The organism is Oceanobacter mangrovi (assembly GCF_019740315.1).
GTDB classification, from domain to species: Bacteria; Pseudomonadota; Gammaproteobacteria; order Pseudomonadales; family Oceanobacteraceae; genus Oceanobacter; species Oceanobacter mangrovi.
In genome coordinates, this window is sequence record NZ_JAHXZR010000014.1 from 135,271 (window position 1) to 149,926 (window position 14,656).

The 14,656-nt window shown below is 51.8% G+C and carries 22 protein-coding genes; 20 read left to right on the plus strand and 2 right to left on the minus strand.

From position 1 onward, the window contains the following. The first annotated feature begins 26 nt into the window (after positions 1-26). The 4 genes from K6123_RS21975 to K6123_RS21990 all read left to right on the plus strand — a co-directional run bounded on the left by K6123_RS21975 (position 27) and on the right by K6123_RS21990 (position 5,087). The gene (locus K6123_RS21975) at positions 27-1,460 is read left to right on the plus strand and encodes an ethanolamine ammonia-lyase subunit EutB (RefSeq protein WP_221801634.1); all 1,434 of its coding nucleotides are present in this window, start codon (positions 27-29) and stop codon (positions 1,458-1,460) included. Then, positions 1,460-2,365 (plus strand): ethanolamine ammonia-lyase subunit EutC, encoded by a 906-nt coding sequence (eutC, locus tag K6123_RS21980; RefSeq protein ID WP_221801636.1) that lies wholly within the window; start codon positions 1,460-1,462, stop codon positions 2,363-2,365. Before K6123_RS21975 ends, eutC begins: the two co-directional genes overlap by 1 nt. Before the next feature lie 19 nt (positions 2,366-2,384). Next, a complete protein-coding gene (eat, locus tag K6123_RS21985) occupies positions 2,385-3,791 on the plus strand; it encodes an ethanolamine permease (RefSeq protein ID WP_221801637.1) in 1,407 nt (468 codons plus the stop codon). Positions 3,792-4,181: 390 nt separating this feature from the next. Then, a complete protein-coding gene (locus tag K6123_RS21990; protein WP_221801639.1) occupies positions 4,182-5,087 on the plus strand; it encodes a DUF2167 domain-containing protein in 906 nt (301 codons plus the stop codon). A gap of 151 nt (positions 5,088-5,238) precedes the next feature. Here K6123_RS21990 and K6123_RS21995 read toward each other — a convergent pair whose 3' ends face one another. Further along, positions 5,239-5,943 (minus strand): dienelactone hydrolase family protein, encoded by a 705-nt coding sequence (locus K6123_RS21995; protein WP_221801641.1) that lies wholly within the window; start codon positions 5,941-5,943, stop codon positions 5,239-5,241. Between the two features lie 717 nt (positions 5,944-6,660). On the opposite strand from K6123_RS21995, the gene K6123_RS22000 reads away from it, so the two are divergent. The 10 genes from K6123_RS22000 (at position 6,661) to K6123_RS22045 (ending at position 12,368) form a co-directional block, all read left to right on the plus strand. After that, on the plus strand, positions 6,661-6,915 hold the full coding sequence (locus K6123_RS22000) for a type II toxin-antitoxin system Phd/YefM family antitoxin (RefSeq protein WP_221801643.1): 255 nt from the start codon (positions 6,661-6,663) through the stop codon (positions 6,913-6,915). Further along, positions 6,912-7,166, plus strand: a complete 255-nt coding sequence (locus K6123_RS22005) for a Txe/YoeB family addiction module toxin (RefSeq protein ID WP_221801644.1) — start codon at positions 6,912-6,914, stop codon at positions 7,164-7,166. The genes K6123_RS22000 and K6123_RS22005 overlap by 4 nt, the downstream gene beginning before the upstream one ends. A gap of 123 nt (positions 7,167-7,289) precedes the next feature. Then, positions 7,290-7,487 (plus strand): hypothetical protein, encoded by a 198-nt coding sequence (locus tag K6123_RS22010; RefSeq protein ID WP_221794631.1) that lies wholly within the window; start codon positions 7,290-7,292, stop codon positions 7,485-7,487. 708 nt (positions 7,488-8,195) lie between these two features. Continuing rightward, positions 8,196-8,921: a GGDEF domain-containing protein gene (locus tag K6123_RS22015; protein WP_221801646.1), complete on the plus strand. Its 726-nt coding sequence runs from the start codon at positions 8,196-8,198 to the stop codon at positions 8,919-8,921. Positions 8,922-8,991: 70 nt separating this feature from the next. Next, complete coding sequence (locus K6123_RS22020) at positions 8,992-9,258, plus strand: HNH endonuclease signature motif containing protein (RefSeq protein ID WP_221801648.1); 267 nt, start codon at positions 8,992-8,994, stop codon at positions 9,256-9,258. A 77-nt stretch (positions 9,259-9,335) separates the two neighbouring features. Next, a complete protein-coding gene (locus tag K6123_RS22025; protein WP_221801650.1) occupies positions 9,336-9,578 on the plus strand; it encodes a phospholipase D-like domain-containing protein in 243 nt (80 codons plus the stop codon). A 243-nt stretch (positions 9,579-9,821) separates the two neighbouring features. Next, the gene (locus tag K6123_RS22030; protein WP_221801652.1) at positions 9,822-10,658 is read left to right on the plus strand and encodes a DUF7946 domain-containing protein; all 837 of its coding nucleotides are present in this window, start codon (positions 9,822-9,824) and stop codon (positions 10,656-10,658) included. Positions 10,659-10,700: 42 nt separating this feature from the next. Continuing rightward, complete coding sequence (locus tag K6123_RS22035) at positions 10,701-11,024, plus strand: DMP19 family protein (protein WP_221801654.1); 324 nt, start codon at positions 10,701-10,703, stop codon at positions 11,022-11,024. A gap of 140 nt (positions 11,025-11,164) precedes the next feature. After that, positions 11,165-11,926 (plus strand): phospholipase D family protein, encoded by a 762-nt coding sequence (locus K6123_RS22040; protein ID WP_221801656.1) that lies wholly within the window; start codon positions 11,165-11,167, stop codon positions 11,924-11,926. 49 nt (positions 11,927-11,975) lie between these two features. Continuing rightward, a complete protein-coding gene (locus K6123_RS22045) occupies positions 11,976-12,368 on the plus strand; it encodes a hypothetical protein (RefSeq protein ID WP_221801658.1) in 393 nt (130 codons plus the stop codon). 129 nt (positions 12,369-12,497) lie between these two features. On the opposite strand, the gene K6123_RS22050 is transcribed toward K6123_RS22045, so the two are convergent. Then, positions 12,498-12,776 (minus strand): hypothetical protein, encoded by a 279-nt coding sequence (locus K6123_RS22050; protein ID WP_221801660.1) that lies wholly within the window; start codon positions 12,774-12,776, stop codon positions 12,498-12,500. A 148-nt stretch (positions 12,777-12,924) separates the two neighbouring features. On the opposite strand from K6123_RS22050, the gene K6123_RS22055 reads away from it, so the two are divergent. From K6123_RS22055 to K6123_RS22080, 6 genes are all read left to right on the plus strand, one after another. Next, the gene (locus K6123_RS22055) at positions 12,925-13,176 is read left to right on the plus strand and encodes a hypothetical protein (RefSeq protein ID WP_221801662.1); all 252 of its coding nucleotides are present in this window, start codon (positions 12,925-12,927) and stop codon (positions 13,174-13,176) included. Next, the gene (locus K6123_RS22060; RefSeq protein ID WP_221801664.1) at positions 13,173-13,523 is read left to right on the plus strand and encodes a hypothetical protein; all 351 of its coding nucleotides are present in this window, start codon (positions 13,173-13,175) and stop codon (positions 13,521-13,523) included. Before K6123_RS22055 ends, K6123_RS22060 begins: the two co-directional genes overlap by 4 nt. Before the next feature lie 82 nt (positions 13,524-13,605). Next, positions 13,606-13,920, plus strand: coding sequence for a hypothetical protein (locus K6123_RS22065; RefSeq protein ID WP_221801666.1), 315 nt, complete (start codon positions 13,606-13,608; stop codon positions 13,918-13,920). Positions 13,921-13,933: 13 nt separating this feature from the next. After that, a complete protein-coding gene (locus K6123_RS22070; protein ID WP_221801668.1) occupies positions 13,934-14,143 on the plus strand; it encodes a hypothetical protein in 210 nt (69 codons plus the stop codon). A 19-nt stretch (positions 14,144-14,162) separates the two neighbouring features. After that, on the plus strand, positions 14,163-14,303 hold the full coding sequence (locus K6123_RS22075) for a hypothetical protein (protein WP_221801669.1): 141 nt from the start codon (positions 14,163-14,165) through the stop codon (positions 14,301-14,303). A 166-nt stretch (positions 14,304-14,469) separates the two neighbouring features. Continuing rightward, positions 14,470-14,656 (plus strand): hypothetical protein (locus K6123_RS22080; RefSeq protein ID WP_221801671.1); only part of this gene is annotated, 187 nt, incomplete at its 3' end.

Genomic DNA, 14,656 nt, shown 5'->3' on the forward strand with positions numbered 1-14,656 from the left:
CCTAAAACAGTCGGGAGCCGTGCACCATGACTACGGATAAACAGCCAGCAGACAGTCAACGCAGCCGTTACCAGCACCGCGTTGGTCAGCGAACCTATCATTTTCGGGATCTCGCCGATCTGATGGCCAAGGCCACTCCGGCCCGCTCCGGTGATCGGCTGGCCGGTGTGGCGGCTCACAACGCTGAAGAACGCGCAGTGGCCCAGATGGCGTTGGCAGAAGTGCCGCTGAAAACCTTCCTGCAGGAAGCGTTGGTGCCTTATGAGGACGACGAAGTTACCCGGCTGATTATCGACGATCACGATGCCGTGGCCTTTGAGCCTATTGCCCACCTGACCGTGGGGGATTTTCGCGACTGGCTGCTGAGTGACTTCGCCACGCCAGCCATACTTGAACGCATCCGCGCCGGAGTAACGCCGGAAATGGCCGCAGCCGTCAGCAAGATCATGCGCAATCAGGACCTGATTCTGGTGGCGAAAAAATGCCATGTGAAAAGCGCGTTCCGTAACACCATTGGTTTGCCCGGCCATATGTCGACCCGGCTGCAGCCCAATCACCCGACCGACGACACCAGCGGCATTGCCGCCAGCATTCTTGATGGCCTGCTGTACGCCAACGGCGACGCGGTCATTGGTATCAACCCGGCCACCGACAACGTGCCGCAGGCCTGTCGTTTGATCAACATGATGGCCGAGGTGATTGATCACTACGAAATCCCTACCCAGTCGTGTGTTCTAACGCACGTTACCAATACCATCGAAGCGATCGAACAAGGCGCTCCGGTGGATCTGGTATTCCAGTCGATTGGCGGCACCCAGGCCACCAACGACAGCTTTGGTTTCAACCTCGCTACCCTGGCGGAAGCACAGGACGCAGCGCTGTCGCTCAAACGCGGCACCGTTGGCGATAACGTCATGTACTTCGAAACCGGCCAGGGCAGCGCGTTGTCAGCGAACGCCCATCACGGTCTAGACCAGCAGACTTGTGAGGCCCGCGCCTATGCGGTGGCTCGCAAGTTTCGCCCACTGTTGGTCAACACCGTGGTGGGTTTTATCGGCCCTGAATACCTCTATGACGGCAAGGAAATTACCCGCGCCGGGCTGGAAGACCACTTTTGCGCCAAGCTGCTGGGCCTGCCGATGGGCTGTGACGTTTGTTACACCAACCATGCCAACGCCGACCAGAACGATATGGACAACCTGATGACCCTGCTGGGGGTTGCCGGTTGCACCTTCATCATGGGCATTCCCGGTTCCGACGACATCATGCTGAACTACCAGACCACCTCGTTCCACGATGCCCTGTATGCACGCCGGGCGCTGGGCCTGAAACCGGCACCGGAATTCGCCGCCTGGCTTGAAAAGATCCAGATCTTCCGTGACGGCGGCAGCTTTACTTTGAATAACCAGTTACCTGATCTCTTCCAGCGTTCACTGGGCAACCTGTTGGGAGGTTACTGATGAACAAACATTGCAATGGCACCACACCGCCTCAGGGCACCAGCTCTGAACAGCGTTTGGCTGCCAACGACAGCCCGGTAACCGACAATCCCTGGGAAAGCCTGCGCCGGTTTACCGATGCCCGTATTGGCCTTGGCCGCGCCGGTATCAGTGTACCGACCAAACACTTGATGGAATTCCAGCTGGCCCATGCCCGGGCCCAGGATGCGGTTCACAGCCCACTGCCAACTGAACAGCTGATAGATAACCTGATTCAGCAGCCATGGTGTCCGGCCGGGATACCATTCCAGCTACACAGTCAGGCCGACAGCCGCGCCGTTTATCTGCAACGCCCGGACCTCGGCCGCCAGCTGAATTCCAGCTCGCAACAGCTCTTGCAAGACCATCACAAGCCAACCGCCAAAGCCGAGCCATACGATCTGGCGATTGCGATTGTCGACGGCCTGTCGTCACGCGCCATCGAAGACAACTGTGTGCCTTTTCTGAGCCAGCTGATTCCGGCTCTGACCAGCCATAGCAATCCCTGGTCAATCGCCCCGCTGGCACTTGTAGAACAAGGCCGCGTCGCCATTGGCGATCATGTTGGTGAGTTATTGAAGGCCCGTTGTGTGCTGGTATTGGTCGGTGAACGGCCAGGCCTCAGCTCGCCCGACAGCATGGGCCTGTATCTGACCTGGAACCCGCAGGTTGGCCGCACCGATGCCTGGCGCAACTGCATTTCGAACGTCCGTCCAGCCGGTCTCAAATACCCGGATGCGGTACGTAAAACCCTGTATTTGATGGAAGAAGCCCGCGCCCGCGAAGTCTCCGGTGTGCAGCTGAAAGACCGTACCGATGATTCGGTGCTTGAGCAGGATGGCTCTACCCCAAGTCATAACCATAACTTTCTGATTAGCCACGACTAATCTACTTCGAGGTATAACCATGTCTGATCATATGAATCAGGAATACCTGGCCCAGCGCCAGCTCAAGCGCGGTTCCGCCGGTTGGCTGTTATTGGCTGGCCTTGGCGTTTCCTATGTAATTTCCGGTGACTTCGCTGGCTGGAACTTCGGTATCGCCGAAGCTGGCTGGGGTGGTTTCCTAGTAGCCGCCGTTTTGATGGGGCTGATGTACTTCACTCTGGTATTGTCGCTGGCGGAAATGTCAGCCGCGATTCCGGCTGCTGGCGGCGGTTACAGCTTTGCCCGTCAGGCGATGGGGCCGGTAGGCGGTTACATGACCGGCCTGGCCGTTTTGATCGAATACGCCATTGCCCCGGCAGCCATCGTGATCTTTATTGGTTCGGCCGTTGAATCACTGCTCGGCTTTAATGGCCCGGTGGTGTACGCGATTTTCTACGCCGTGTTTATTGGTATTCACCTGGCCGGTGTTGGTGAAGCCCTGAAAGTCATGATGGTGATCAGCGGCCTGGCCGTGCTGGCCATTCTGGGCACCGCAGCGGCTTTGATCGGCCAATTCGATGCTTCCTTGCTGTTCAACATCACCCCAACTGATGCCGCCGGAGCCAGCGAATTCCTGCCAATGGGCTGGTACGGCGTATGGGCTGCGCTGCCATTCGCCATGTGGTTATTCCTGGCCGTTGAAGGCGTGCCACTGGCGGCGGAAGAAGCCAAAAACCCGGCCAAGGACGTACCCAAAGGCATTATCGGCGCTATGGTATTCCTGTTGTTCACCGCGGCTCTGGTGGTGTTTATTCTGGCGGGTATTACCGGTTCCGAAGCTCTGGGCAGCAGCGCCGTACCCTTGGTAGACGCGCTCAATGCCGCTGGCAAGCCTCAACTGGCGACTGCCGTAAACGTACTGGCACTGGCTGGTCTGATTGCCTCTTTCTTCTCCATCATCTATGGCTATAGCCGCCTGGTATTTGCGCTGTCTCGTGCCGGTTATCTGCCACAAAGCCTGTCACTGACCAACAGCCGCAAGGTACCGGCACGGGCTCTGATTATTCCGGGCACCTTTGGATTCCTGGCCTCACTGAGCGGTGAAGGCGACCTGATGCTGACCATGGCCGTAGTCGGCGCCACCGTCTCCTATGCCCTGATGGCCCTCAGCCACATCCTGCTCCGAGTGCGTCAGCCAGAACTGGTACGCCCCTACAAAACTCCCGGCGGCGTGTTCACCTCTGGCATTGCACTGGTACTGTCATTGATCGCGCTGACCGGTGTATACGCCTTCGACCCACGCGCCTTCTTCTATACGCTGGGGCTGTTCGCTATCGGCGCGGCCTGGTTCTTCCTGCACAGCCGTCACAAACTGATTGCCAAAACCGCAGAAGAAGAATTCAACCTGCTGGCCGCCGCCGAAGCCGACCTGGAAATGGCTAAATAAGTATCGGAGGCTGTTTCAAGCTCCGAATAGCGAACCAAACGCCCAGCGATTCCTGTAATGCCGGGCGTTTTGGTATGTATGATGTGCGGAAATTGGCTATCGCTCCCATGTTCTGCTCGGGAATGTCGTGCTTTCGGCTGGAACGCCGGAATGCGATGCCTGCACTAACGCATTACCAATCACTCCGCCAGCCGTCTGGACATAATCAGCCAGCGACACACCAGCCATTCCCTAACCAGACCGGACAGAAGTAGATCCGTATTTTTATGGTCTGTAACAAAATGCCAGCCAGAAACCGGACCTGCGGCATAGTTTGTCATTAAAGGTATGCTAGCCTTGGGCCTCTTTTTAACAGGAAGTTACCCATCCGTTTTTTACAAGGAAGTAATCATGAAACTCCCCGCACTATTTCTTGCCCTGGCCCTGTCTGCCAGCAATCTTGTCTGGGCCGAAGAACCGTCATCCGAGCTTTCCGCTGAAGATGCAGCCTATATCTCTTTCGCGACCGAATTGTGGAATTCACTCACTCCTCAAACCGGTGAGATCGCACTGCCCAGCGGCCACGTCACCCTGACGGTGCCAGAAGATTTCTATTATCTGAGCCCTGAAGATGCCGACCGCGTGCTGGTAGATGCCTGGGGTAACCCTCCGGGGGCTCCGACTCTGGGGATGATTTTTCCGGCCGGCGTCACCCCATTTGATGACGATGCCTGGGGCGTAACCATCGAGTATCAGGAAGACGGTTATGTTTCTGACGAAGACGCCAATGATATTGACTACAGCAGCCTGCTCAAAGATATGCAGTCAGACACCCGCGATGAAAGCGAACAGCGGGTGAAAGCTGGCTATGATCCGATTGAACTGGTTGGATGGGCATCACAGCCCTACTACGACAAGCTGACACACAAACTGCACTGGGCTCAGGAAATCCGTTTTGGTGAAACCGGACCAGACGCCACCAACACCCTGAACTACAACATCCGGGTGCTGGGCCGCCAAGGCGTGCTGGTCATGAACTTTATTGCCGACATGGATCAGCAATTCGTGATCGACCAAAACCTCAATGCCGTGCTCGATATGGCGGAGTTCGACACCGGTTCACAATACGCGGACTTTAATCCGGATATCGACAAAGTCGCAGCCTATGGTATCGGAGCTCTGGTAGCAGGCAAACTGGCTGCAAAAGCTGGCCTGCTGGCAGCTGGTCTGCTCCTGCTGAAGAAGTTCGGTATCTTTGCTCTTCTGGCCATTGCAGGTATTGGCCGCAAGCTGTTTGGCCGCAAGCAAGACGCCTGATTACCCTGCTGTATAGCCACTCCTCGTGTTCAAATCACGAGGACGGCCATGTCTGTATTGAGTTAAGGGCTGGTCTCGTTCCCATGCTCTTGCGTCGGAATGTCGTGCTTTTGGTGACCACGCCGAAACGTGGAAGCCGGACATATCAGCGTCAAACCAGCTGCTCTGCCAAAAATTGCAGGGTACGACCATGAGCCAGCGCACTGGCTTGTTGGTTGTACATCGGGCGTCCCCAACAGTTAAAGCCGTGGTCCGTGTCGAGATAATCGAAGAACACTGAGCCCTGATGGCTGGCCATGGCGGTACGGATGTTGTTGACGGCGTCCTGGGAAATCATGCTGTCGAGGCTGGCATGGTGGAACAGGATTGGGGCGCGGATATCGTCAGCCAGGTGCAGTTGTTGTTCGATGCCGCCGCCGTAATAACACACGGCAGCATCAACCGTGCTGTTGGCTGCCAGACGGAAGGCCAGTTGGCCGCCCATACAGAATCCAACCACACCGACTGGGCCTGTTACTGTTGCTTGTTGCCGCAAGTATTCCAGTGCCAGCATCAGGTCTTCGGTGGCCTGATCCCGATCCAGCGCCATCATCAACTGGCGGGCCTGGTCAGTTCCGGACTGGTCATATGTCAGGTTGGTTCGATATTGCTGACGCCAGTAGACATCCGGTGCCAGTACCACGTAGCCATCAGCGGCATATTGGTCGGCAACGGCCTGAATATGATCGTTCACGCCCCAGATTTCCTGCAGTATCACCAGCGCCGGGCCGCTGCCGGTAGGCGGCAGCGACAAATAGCCGCTGAATGTCTGGCCGTCCGGGGAAGTGTAGATTTCAATCCAGCTGGAGTTGCTCATGTTGGCGTCCTGTTGTTATTGAGGCTGGCTCGATATTGGAACCTTGGGCGCCACTTTGCCAGCCATATTGACGCCTAAAACGGATTATCCCGACAGCTTGAAGAGTCATGGCGACACTCTGCACAGTGGCTATCATCATCAGGGCCGAGGGAACCAAACTATCGCAGCCGATCGTCTGGGTAGACCCACACAGCACCATCTTTTATTTTCCCATCAAGCTTTATAGGCTGCTGCCGATTAATCGGGCTTATTGTAGTGATTCAATAATCCAGACAGCTAAGTGGTGCTCTCAACGAGGCAAATTCAAATCCCGTTCAAGAGCTGATTTACTGGACGAATACTATCTAAAAGGATGTGACGAAGAATCTAATAAGATCCGGCGTGCTACACGAAAAACCGTTTTTTCGCACGTTTTGGGCACAATTAAGGCACAGAGGTGTTTTCAGACGGGAGAAACAAAAAAGCCGACGGTTAAGTCGGCTTCTAAGTTGCTGATTTAACAGCATAAATTCTTGGTAGGACTACCCAGATTCGAACTGGGGACCTCTACCATGTCAACATGGCTACCGGATAGCTCTAACCTACTGTTTTAATTAAGAAAATCCCTTAAACCGCTACCGTTTAAACCCGGTCAGACCATACCAAAACCAACAGATTTCTATCTTGGTCAGAAACCTTAATGTACAATGTCCTGTACAACCCAAAGAGGCAGAACAGATGGACACAATTAGCTACTCGTCCTTCCGGTCACAGCTGTCCAGCGTGCTCGACAAAGTCAACGACGACCACAAGCCCATGATGATCACACGTCAGAATGGTAAAGCCGCGGTAGTCATGAGCCTGGAAGACTTCCACGCTTACGAAGAAACCGCCTACTTGATGGCCAGCCCCAAAAACGCCGAGCGTTTGAACCGGGCTATCGCTGAACTGGAAACCGGGCACGGCACAGAACAAGGACTGATTGAAGAGTGATCCTATCCTGGGCCAAAGACGCCTGGGAGGATTACCTCTACTGGCAGCAGACCGACAAGAAAACCCTGAAACGCATCAATACCCTGATCAAAGACATTCAACGTCATCCGTTTGAAGGGCTCGGCGATCCGGAGCCCCTCAAGCACAACTGGTCAGGGTACTGGTCACGCCGAATAGACCGGGAACACCGCCTGGTCTACAAAGTCACCGATACCGCCCTGCTTATCGCCCAGTGCCGTTATCACTACTGATAACGGCAGTCACAGTTTCCAGATACTTAGTCTGAGTGCTCAACATACAAGGTCAAATAGTTTTACCAAAATCCCAAATCAGGTAAAATTATTTTACCTTGTTCGTAACTTTGGAAACCCCTCATGACCCCATCAGAGCAATGCAAGGCAGCAGGTCTGACTGGCCTGGCTGAGCTGGTAAGAACTACCGGCGAATCCAAACAAACCCTTATCAACTGGCACCGCAACAAACCCCAACTGTTCAAGATTGTTGTATCTGGAGCACTCATGCACCGGATACGCGAAGCAACTCAATCCATTATCGAAGCCAACGGCGGCTAATGCCGGCGTAGCGGCATTAGCGGCGTCCGGATCTGCACCTGGTCAATGCGGCAACGCCGATATGGTGGGGATTGGCATGGTTAACCCCCACCTGCTAAGAGGCTGCTGTCAAGGGTCTACCCGGCGCAGCCGGGGCGCCGCAGGCGCCCTTGACGGCCAAGTCTCGCAGCAGGTCTGGTAACCACCTGCCAACACCACCACAAGCGCCCCAAGCGGGATTCTCCGGCGTCACCGGCGCAGCCGCTGCCGTTCGCGTCAGGGATGCGAAGGATTTAAAACCCGGAAACAACAGCGAACAGCCGTCCCGATCCGGAACACCTGGACAGCTGCTGTTGTTGAGGATTTCGAGCGAAGCGAGTCCGAGAGCAGCCCGACGACAGCAAGCCCCACTCTTCAACGTCTAATGGATCATTCAAGTCTGATTAGGGATTGCCTGGCGGGACGCCGTGGAACCTTCTGTGTGGCCTTACAGGCTATCCAGAAGGCAGGACACAGCAGAGAAGCTGGTAACGAGCGCAGCGAGCTACAGGCTTCTCTGCTGTGCCCTGCCCTGGGGATACGTCCCTGTAACACGTATTTTAAAAGGGGTTTTTATATAGTTGCGTCAAGATGGTTAGCCTGTTAATTTCCAATTTCTTTCTGTTATTAAAATTTCTTTTATATAAACCCTACGTTATATGTGGAATATATTTACATCTGTGATCATCAATGAATAACTTTCTATTCGGCCTTGGGCAAATCAAGAGCACTGCATTATTCACAATACTCTCAGTTGTATTTTCCGTGACGCTCGTCACATTCCTTGAGTGTTTTCTAAATTCTCAAATTTCTAAAAACTCAATTTTGATTGCTGGCATAACATCGACAACCGTTTCATCGTCGTTATCTTGGTATGTAATTGGTTTGCTATTTAAAATAAACACCCTGGAAAAAAAGCAGCGGGCATTAGCCAGTTATGATTCGTTAACCAGCATAATGAACCGTCGTCAGTTCTTCTTTTCTGCGCATGAGTTATTTAGACGCTCTCACGACCTCAATGAGCCTGTATCTATATCCATTATTGATATAGATAACTTCAAGCTAATAAATGATGAATACGGTCATGCTGCTGGTGATGCTGTTCTTATCTCTCTTGGAAAGCTATTAAAAGAAATCATCCGATCAACGGATATCGTTGGACGCATCGGCGGAGAAGAGTTCTCTATAGTAATATATGGATCAAAATCAGATCAGGCATTTGAAGTTCTTGATGAAATACGATCATTAATTGAAAAAGATTGCGTAGCATTCATGGATTACAAAATCCACTACACAGTCAGTATTGGCGTAGCCGATGGCGAAGACGGATATGATGTAGAAGACATATTGATACAAGCAGATAAAGCCCTTTATAAATCCAAGAAAAACGGAAAAAACAGAGTTAGCAAATATTAAACCGGAGCAACCTTGCCAACAGTAACTTTTGAACTAGACTTTTAAAGTCTTTCTATAATTATTGTTCGCTATGATCTATTACTTTAAAAACGCGGATGAAAGGTTTAAGCGTGCAGTTTGGGATAAAGGTCGGAAGATTTATCAGGATGGTCGTTGCTTTGATCCTGATGAGTGGCGGTGGGATGAATATGGCAATGTTATGAAATATTCTGACCATGCTAATCAACTTAGCCCATCAGGCTGGGAGATTAGCCATATTATTCCACGCCCCTTAGGTGGAAGTGATGAGATTGATAACCTTCGCCCCCTGTATTGGAAAAACAACAGACAAAACTGACCTGACATTAGTAAGCCTGACACCTCCCTGATAATGATGTAACTTTGGCCCTGTTAACAGCTCACGGATGTAGCAACATGGCCAAGTTCCTCAACACCACCTCCCTGAATTTCTTCCTGGAACAACTCGTACAGAAGTCCAGCAAAAGCCTCGTACTGATCAGCCCTTACCTGAAGATCAATCACCGCCTGCGGGAACTGATCGAAGAAAAGGTTGAATCAGGGCTTCCGGTCACTGTTGTTTACGGCAAGAGCGACATGTCCCGATCAGAAAAGGATTTGCTTATATGTCAGATTGCGCGATTTCCTGGTAAATGCTAGCGTAAGTGGCTGAAAGCAGAGACTTTGTGTGAAGGGTTTACAGATTATCGCGCAAAGGAAAATGGATATACGCGCATGCTCGTTTTTCTAGTGATCGGGTGTTTCTTATATAGGGAAGTTTTCATGAAAATCAATAAGATAGCCATGATTTGCAACAATATAAGCCACCAGAAAAACGCGCATGCGCACTAACAAACTGTTAGCATTCAAGAGTAATTCGCATCGGAGTTTAATTAAGGAATTATGAAAAAAATTCAAGTCAAGCTTTCATACCAAGGCGGGGATGCGGATCTTCATATGCTAGATATGTACGATGCGTCCGTATCATTGCACGGATTCGCGAGAGCAATAGCCATTACTACTCATGCTTTACTTAATGATGGTGATGTTAAAAGAAAAGGTAACAGAGCTTCGGGGGCTAAGATATTTGTCAGCCCTCCCCAAAAAGGTAGTTACGAGCAAATTTTAACTCTCGTAATTGAAAATCCTATTGCTGCAAGTGTCGTTGCTGCTGCTTTTTGGGATATCTTGAAGTGGACGTGGTCGAAAACACTCGACTTAGCATACGAGCCAGAAACTTCGACAGTTAAAAAACTTGGAGAACGAGTTGAGCCTTTTATAAGTGACATTGAAGAAGTTTTAGAGTCTGCGTTAGAGGAAGCACATCGGCCAATAAAAAATAATCCTGAAATTACTATAACGGTTGCTAGGCCAAGAGTTGGTGATGTCATAAATATGAATTCAGAAACACTAAAAAGTGTTTCCATTCGTACAGAAAATCAAATAGTTGCAGGTATTGAAGGAAACGTTACTAAATACAATATTCTTTCAGGTATTGGCAGATTCTATGAAGATAAGAAAGGCCATACTGTGTCTTTCAAGCTTCCAGATAAAGCGACTGAGAGAATGCGAAAGAGTGTAACTTGGTCAATGCACCACGCTCAAGGAGGGGAAGGAGAAGGAAAAATTGAATTTCATGCCCGAAAGGTAGTATCTGCCAAAGGGACATTAAAGCGATATCTCGTTGAAAAGGTACTACGCAAAAAAAATGCTAACAAGCAAAAGCAAGCAGACGCGTAAACGCGCCGCTGTTTTGGACGTTAACCTTCAGGGAGAGTGAATATGCCTACGATTCAAGAACTCATTGATGAGCTTGAGACTGAAATTAACAATGGAGGCTTCGATCAATTCTTCTTCAACACTGCGGGAGACTATACCGAGGAAACGATTCAGGCATTGCTCAATATAGGTGCAACCCATACCGCCGATATAGTTAAGAATGCAGCGGCTAAATTTCCTGGTGGTATGCCACCAAAAAATCGAGACTCTCGCCAGGAGTTATTGGAAAAAGTTTCTCCTGATTCAGATGCCTTCGAGAAGTTCGACGAAGAGTTTCTGGCCTATGAAGATGATTTAGCTACTTTGGTATCGGGCTATGAAGGTTAACAAGTCAAATCAGCAAGGGCCTGCGGCCGGGACGCTCGCCCCTGTTTGAAGCGTTAGCCATGACACTCCCCTTCAGCCCCCCAGCTGACACCTCCCTGACAATCCTGTAAATTGGCCATGTAACCGTTCAAGGATGAACCATGGCCAAGTTTCTCACCACCGCATCCCTTAATTTTTTCCTGGAACAACTCGTTCTCAAGTCCACCAAGAACCTGGTGCTGGTTAGCCCGTACCTGAAGATCAATCCCCGCCTCCGCGAACTGATTTCAGACAAAGCCAAGTCCGGCGTGCCTGTCACCGTGGTCTATGGCAAGACTGATATAGCCCAAACTGAAAAGGACTGGTTTGCCGCTCATCCACAAATCACCGTCAAGTTCTGCTCCGATCTGCACGCCAAGTGCTACATGAACGAAGCCAACGTAATTGTCAGCAGCCTGAACCTGTATGAGTTTAGCCAGATCAACAACAAGGAAATGGGCGTTCTCTTGACCAGAAAAGCTGACGGCAGCGCCTTCACCGATGCCGTTGAAGAAGTCGACCGCCTGGTTCGCAACTCCCCTCCTGTCGAGTTTCAAGCCAAGCCAGAACAGCCTGCACCTGAACCACTCAAGGAAACGCCGAAACCCGCCTCCCCTGAACCTGGTGTTCCGATTGAGCCTGAGCTGCTCACCAGCTCAAAGCTGGGCAAGAAACACGGCATGTCCGCAACCAAGCTGGAAAAGGTGCTCGAAATCACTGGGCACCTGGAAAAGCGCGATGGTAATTACTATCTGACTGACAAAGGCAAAGCAGCTGGCGGCCAATTCCGCAAAGGACAATATGGGGTTTACTTCCTCTGGCCAGAACACCTGAAGTTTCCGAGTAAAATGGAACTGGTTTGGAGTGCGCTTAGAAAGGGATAGAATCCGGACCATTCCGATCAGCTTCCGATCTGGACGCAAAGGACATGCAATGACCAAGACTCAGCTATTCGCCATCATTTTTTCATCTGTGCTGCTTGCCGGTGGCGTCCTCGCCTACGGAATCAAGACATACCTGGTCTATGAAGCCGAACAGGTAGCAGAGCAGCTGCAGAAAGAGATGGAAGCAAGCAAGCTGAAGCGAGAGCAGGAAGCCTTCATTGCAAAATCAAAGCTTGAGCGAAAACTGAAAGAGCAGTCACAGAAGACTCAGGCCGAAATTCAAAGGTCTAAAGCCTTGGCTGCCAAACGTCGCGAAGAAGCGAAGAGACAAGCATCCATTGACGCCCAGCGGGCAAAAACCTGTAGTTTCTGGCGGAGAGTAGTCAGCGGACGCCATACCGACTCAGACGTAACCATGATGAAGCTAGCCTGCAGTCGTTAACTGAAGTATTACTTGCTGACCCATCCTTACAATGAAAAGGCCCGGTAATGAGCCTTTATTGATTATCTTCGTCATAACGTCCTTGTTGTGTTGCCCAAGTCTTCCATTGCCTGGCAACACGTCTCGAAATTAACCGGCCGCTGGCGGTGTCTGGGATCTCTGTTGCTCCCACTTCGTCATCGGACTGATTTGGCCTGCTGCTGGTAGTTCAAGACCAGTGGTTAGCCAATAAGCATATTCCGGCCAAACCTGAGCGATCGCTTCCAGTTCGGACGTTTTCATTTCGTTTTCTCGCCTTCTGACCTTGTGCCACTTCCCAGCCTTGATTCCCGTTTTTTGTTCAAGCCAAGGCATTTTCACTTTTTCAAGATCAAGCAATAGATTCAGCCTATCTACTACTGCGCTCACTATTCATATTTCCAATTTACCCATATTGGGTGTATTTGCCTAATATGGACAAAAGGTGCTGCAACACCTTTCGCTAACCAAACCCAACCAGCAGCCTACCACGAACTGCCGCTAACCCGGCAGCGTGGAAAGGCAAGGGGCCACCAAAATGCCATACGCCACCGTTCACCCGCCCATTCCGGTTCAAGCTGAACTGGTACCACCACTCCCCTGTGATGCCCTTAACGAGTATCGCGCCTGCTTCCGGGACGACTCCGTCCTGTTGCCAGAACTGGCCGTCCGCTACCTGATCTGGCAGATCACTGCCGAAGTCGACCCCAAGGAAATGAAAGCCTTCGCTTTCATGATCCGCACCGAACTGAACGAACAGCGCATGCAGCGTTTCATGGTGGCCTCATGAACACACTAGACCAAAACAAGCTTGTTGCCCTAGCTGCCGACTATCGCCAAGCCAATGCCGATAACCCAGCCATCGACTTCAGCACTGGCTTCGTCATCGTTTACCGCGACGAAGCCTGGGGATGGAGCCTCAAGCCATCCCCGTCTTCCTGGAAGCCCGGAACCATCGCCATCGACCCAACCGGCAATATCGAAATCGCCGTTGGCGGCAACGACTACGACGGTGCTGACACCTGGGAAGTTGCCCAGCCAGAACAGCCTCAGTCTTCAGAGAGTGGCTGGAGTCACTACGACCCCAATCCCTTTTCCTGGATGACCGGAACCGCTGTCAGCCCAACAAGGCACTGACAGCCAATAACCCAAACCCGCCCGGCTCCACACCCCGCGCCGGGCTCAAGACCACCCTAGGGGTCACAAGAGGAACACCACCATGCAATTCATCATGCCTGCCCTGGTACTGGGGGCTAACCACTACCACATTGACGGCGTTGACCACGTTTCCCTCTCCGTCATGGAAGCCGATCCGTCAGACAACAGCCTCAAGGGTTACCGTCCGGCCAAGCTGAAAGCCAACCTCACTGTATTTCAGGAACTCACCGACCAACTGAGTGACTTCCCCAAAAAAGTGAACCTGGTTGTTCAAAACCGGGTATCCAAAAACACCATTCAACAGAGCTGCATCGCCATTGCCAAGGATGACAACGGCAGCAACTCCAAAGCTGCCACCGCACCCAAAGCCAGCTGATTAGGGTACCGCTATGCAATACCTCGTCTGTGAATCCAACGACCTGACGATCAGCAACAGCGGTAACCCCCAGTGTTCGACCTGGGTGGCTTACACCGCCTCGGCGGATGACGTACAGCCCGATCAGCTTGCGCTGGCGTTCGGTGCTGGATTCGCGATTTTGGTGCCCATCTATGCCGGCCTGGTGGGCGTCAAACTCGCAAAGCGCGCCCTTTTTTCATAACCCCTGAAGGAGAAAGACTATGGACTACACAGCCATTATCGCGTCCGCGGATATGACCACCGCAGTTGCAGCAATTGCTGCCGTGGCTTCAGCTGTTTTCGTTGCCAGTGTTGCTGTTAAAGGCATCTCTCTGGTCAAGAAAGCACTGTGGACTTCCTGATCTTGCAGTACCCGTAACACCGAAGGGCGGGCAACCGCCCTTTTCCCTAACCCGATTTCAACTCTCAGCCCACCCATTGAAAGGATGCACCCATGGCCGAATTCTATTACTTCGCGATGTTTGTCATGGGCATGGTCGTTTGCCGTGATCTGTTCTGGAGCGCGTCGTGAAAGCCTGGTCTTTCCTGTCTCTGCTCTGCCTGCTGGTGTTGGGGTTATGGGCTCCAGTGGCCAGTGCTACATCCCTCGGTGAACAGTGTCCGTTTGGTTATCGCAATACCCTGACAAACACCGAAAAGCTGACAACCGCTGAAAATTGCCCCAGCTATTCCGGCGTTCAAACTATTATTTCCA

Excerpts from the sequence above, each read along its gene's own strand:
- K6123_RS21975 (WP_221801634.1), top strand. The coding sequence starts at position 27 with ATGACTACGGATAAACAGCCAGCAGACAGTCAACGCAGCCGTTACCAG.
- eutC (WP_221801636.1), top strand. The coding sequence starts at position 1,460 with ATGAACAAACATTGCAATGGCACCACACCGCCTCAGGGCACCAGCTCT.
- eat (WP_221801637.1), top strand. The coding sequence starts at position 2,385 with ATGTCTGATCATATGAATCAGGAATACCTGGCCCAGCGCCAGCTCAAG.
- K6123_RS21990 (WP_221801639.1), top strand. The coding sequence starts at position 4,182 with ATGAAACTCCCCGCACTATTTCTTGCCCTGGCCCTGTCTGCCAGCAAT.
- K6123_RS21995 (WP_221801641.1), bottom strand. The coding sequence starts at position 5,943 with ATGAGCAACTCCAGCTGGATTGAAATCTACACTTCCCCGGACGGCCAG.
- K6123_RS22000 (WP_221801643.1), top strand. The coding sequence starts at position 6,661 with ATGGACACAATTAGCTACTCGTCCTTCCGGTCACAGCTGTCCAGCGTG.
- K6123_RS22010 (WP_221794631.1), top strand. The coding sequence starts at position 7,290 with ATGACCCCATCAGAGCAATGCAAGGCAGCAGGTCTGACTGGCCTGGCT.
- K6123_RS22015 (WP_221801646.1), top strand. The coding sequence starts at position 8,196 with ATGAATAACTTTCTATTCGGCCTTGGGCAAATCAAGAGCACTGCATTA.
- K6123_RS22020 (WP_221801648.1), top strand. The coding sequence starts at position 8,992 with ATGATCTATTACTTTAAAAACGCGGATGAAAGGTTTAAGCGTGCAGTT.
- K6123_RS22025 (WP_221801650.1), top strand. The coding sequence starts at position 9,336 with ATGGCCAAGTTCCTCAACACCACCTCCCTGAATTTCTTCCTGGAACAA.
- K6123_RS22030 (WP_221801652.1), top strand. The coding sequence starts at position 9,822 with ATGAAAAAAATTCAAGTCAAGCTTTCATACCAAGGCGGGGATGCGGAT.
- K6123_RS22035 (WP_221801654.1), top strand. The coding sequence starts at position 10,701 with ATGCCTACGATTCAAGAACTCATTGATGAGCTTGAGACTGAAATTAAC.
- K6123_RS22040 (WP_221801656.1), top strand. The coding sequence starts at position 11,165 with ATGGCCAAGTTTCTCACCACCGCATCCCTTAATTTTTTCCTGGAACAA.
- K6123_RS22045 (WP_221801658.1), top strand. The coding sequence starts at position 11,976 with ATGACCAAGACTCAGCTATTCGCCATCATTTTTTCATCTGTGCTGCTT.
- K6123_RS22055 (WP_221801662.1), top strand. The coding sequence starts at position 12,925 with ATGCCATACGCCACCGTTCACCCGCCCATTCCGGTTCAAGCTGAACTG.
- K6123_RS22060 (WP_221801664.1), top strand. The coding sequence starts at position 13,173 with ATGAACACACTAGACCAAAACAAGCTTGTTGCCCTAGCTGCCGACTAT.
- K6123_RS22065 (WP_221801666.1), top strand. The coding sequence starts at position 13,606 with ATGCAATTCATCATGCCTGCCCTGGTACTGGGGGCTAACCACTACCAC.
- K6123_RS22070 (WP_221801668.1), top strand. The coding sequence starts at position 13,934 with ATGCAATACCTCGTCTGTGAATCCAACGACCTGACGATCAGCAACAGC.
- K6123_RS22075 (WP_221801669.1), top strand. The coding sequence starts at position 14,163 with ATGGACTACACAGCCATTATCGCGTCCGCGGATATGACCACCGCAGTT.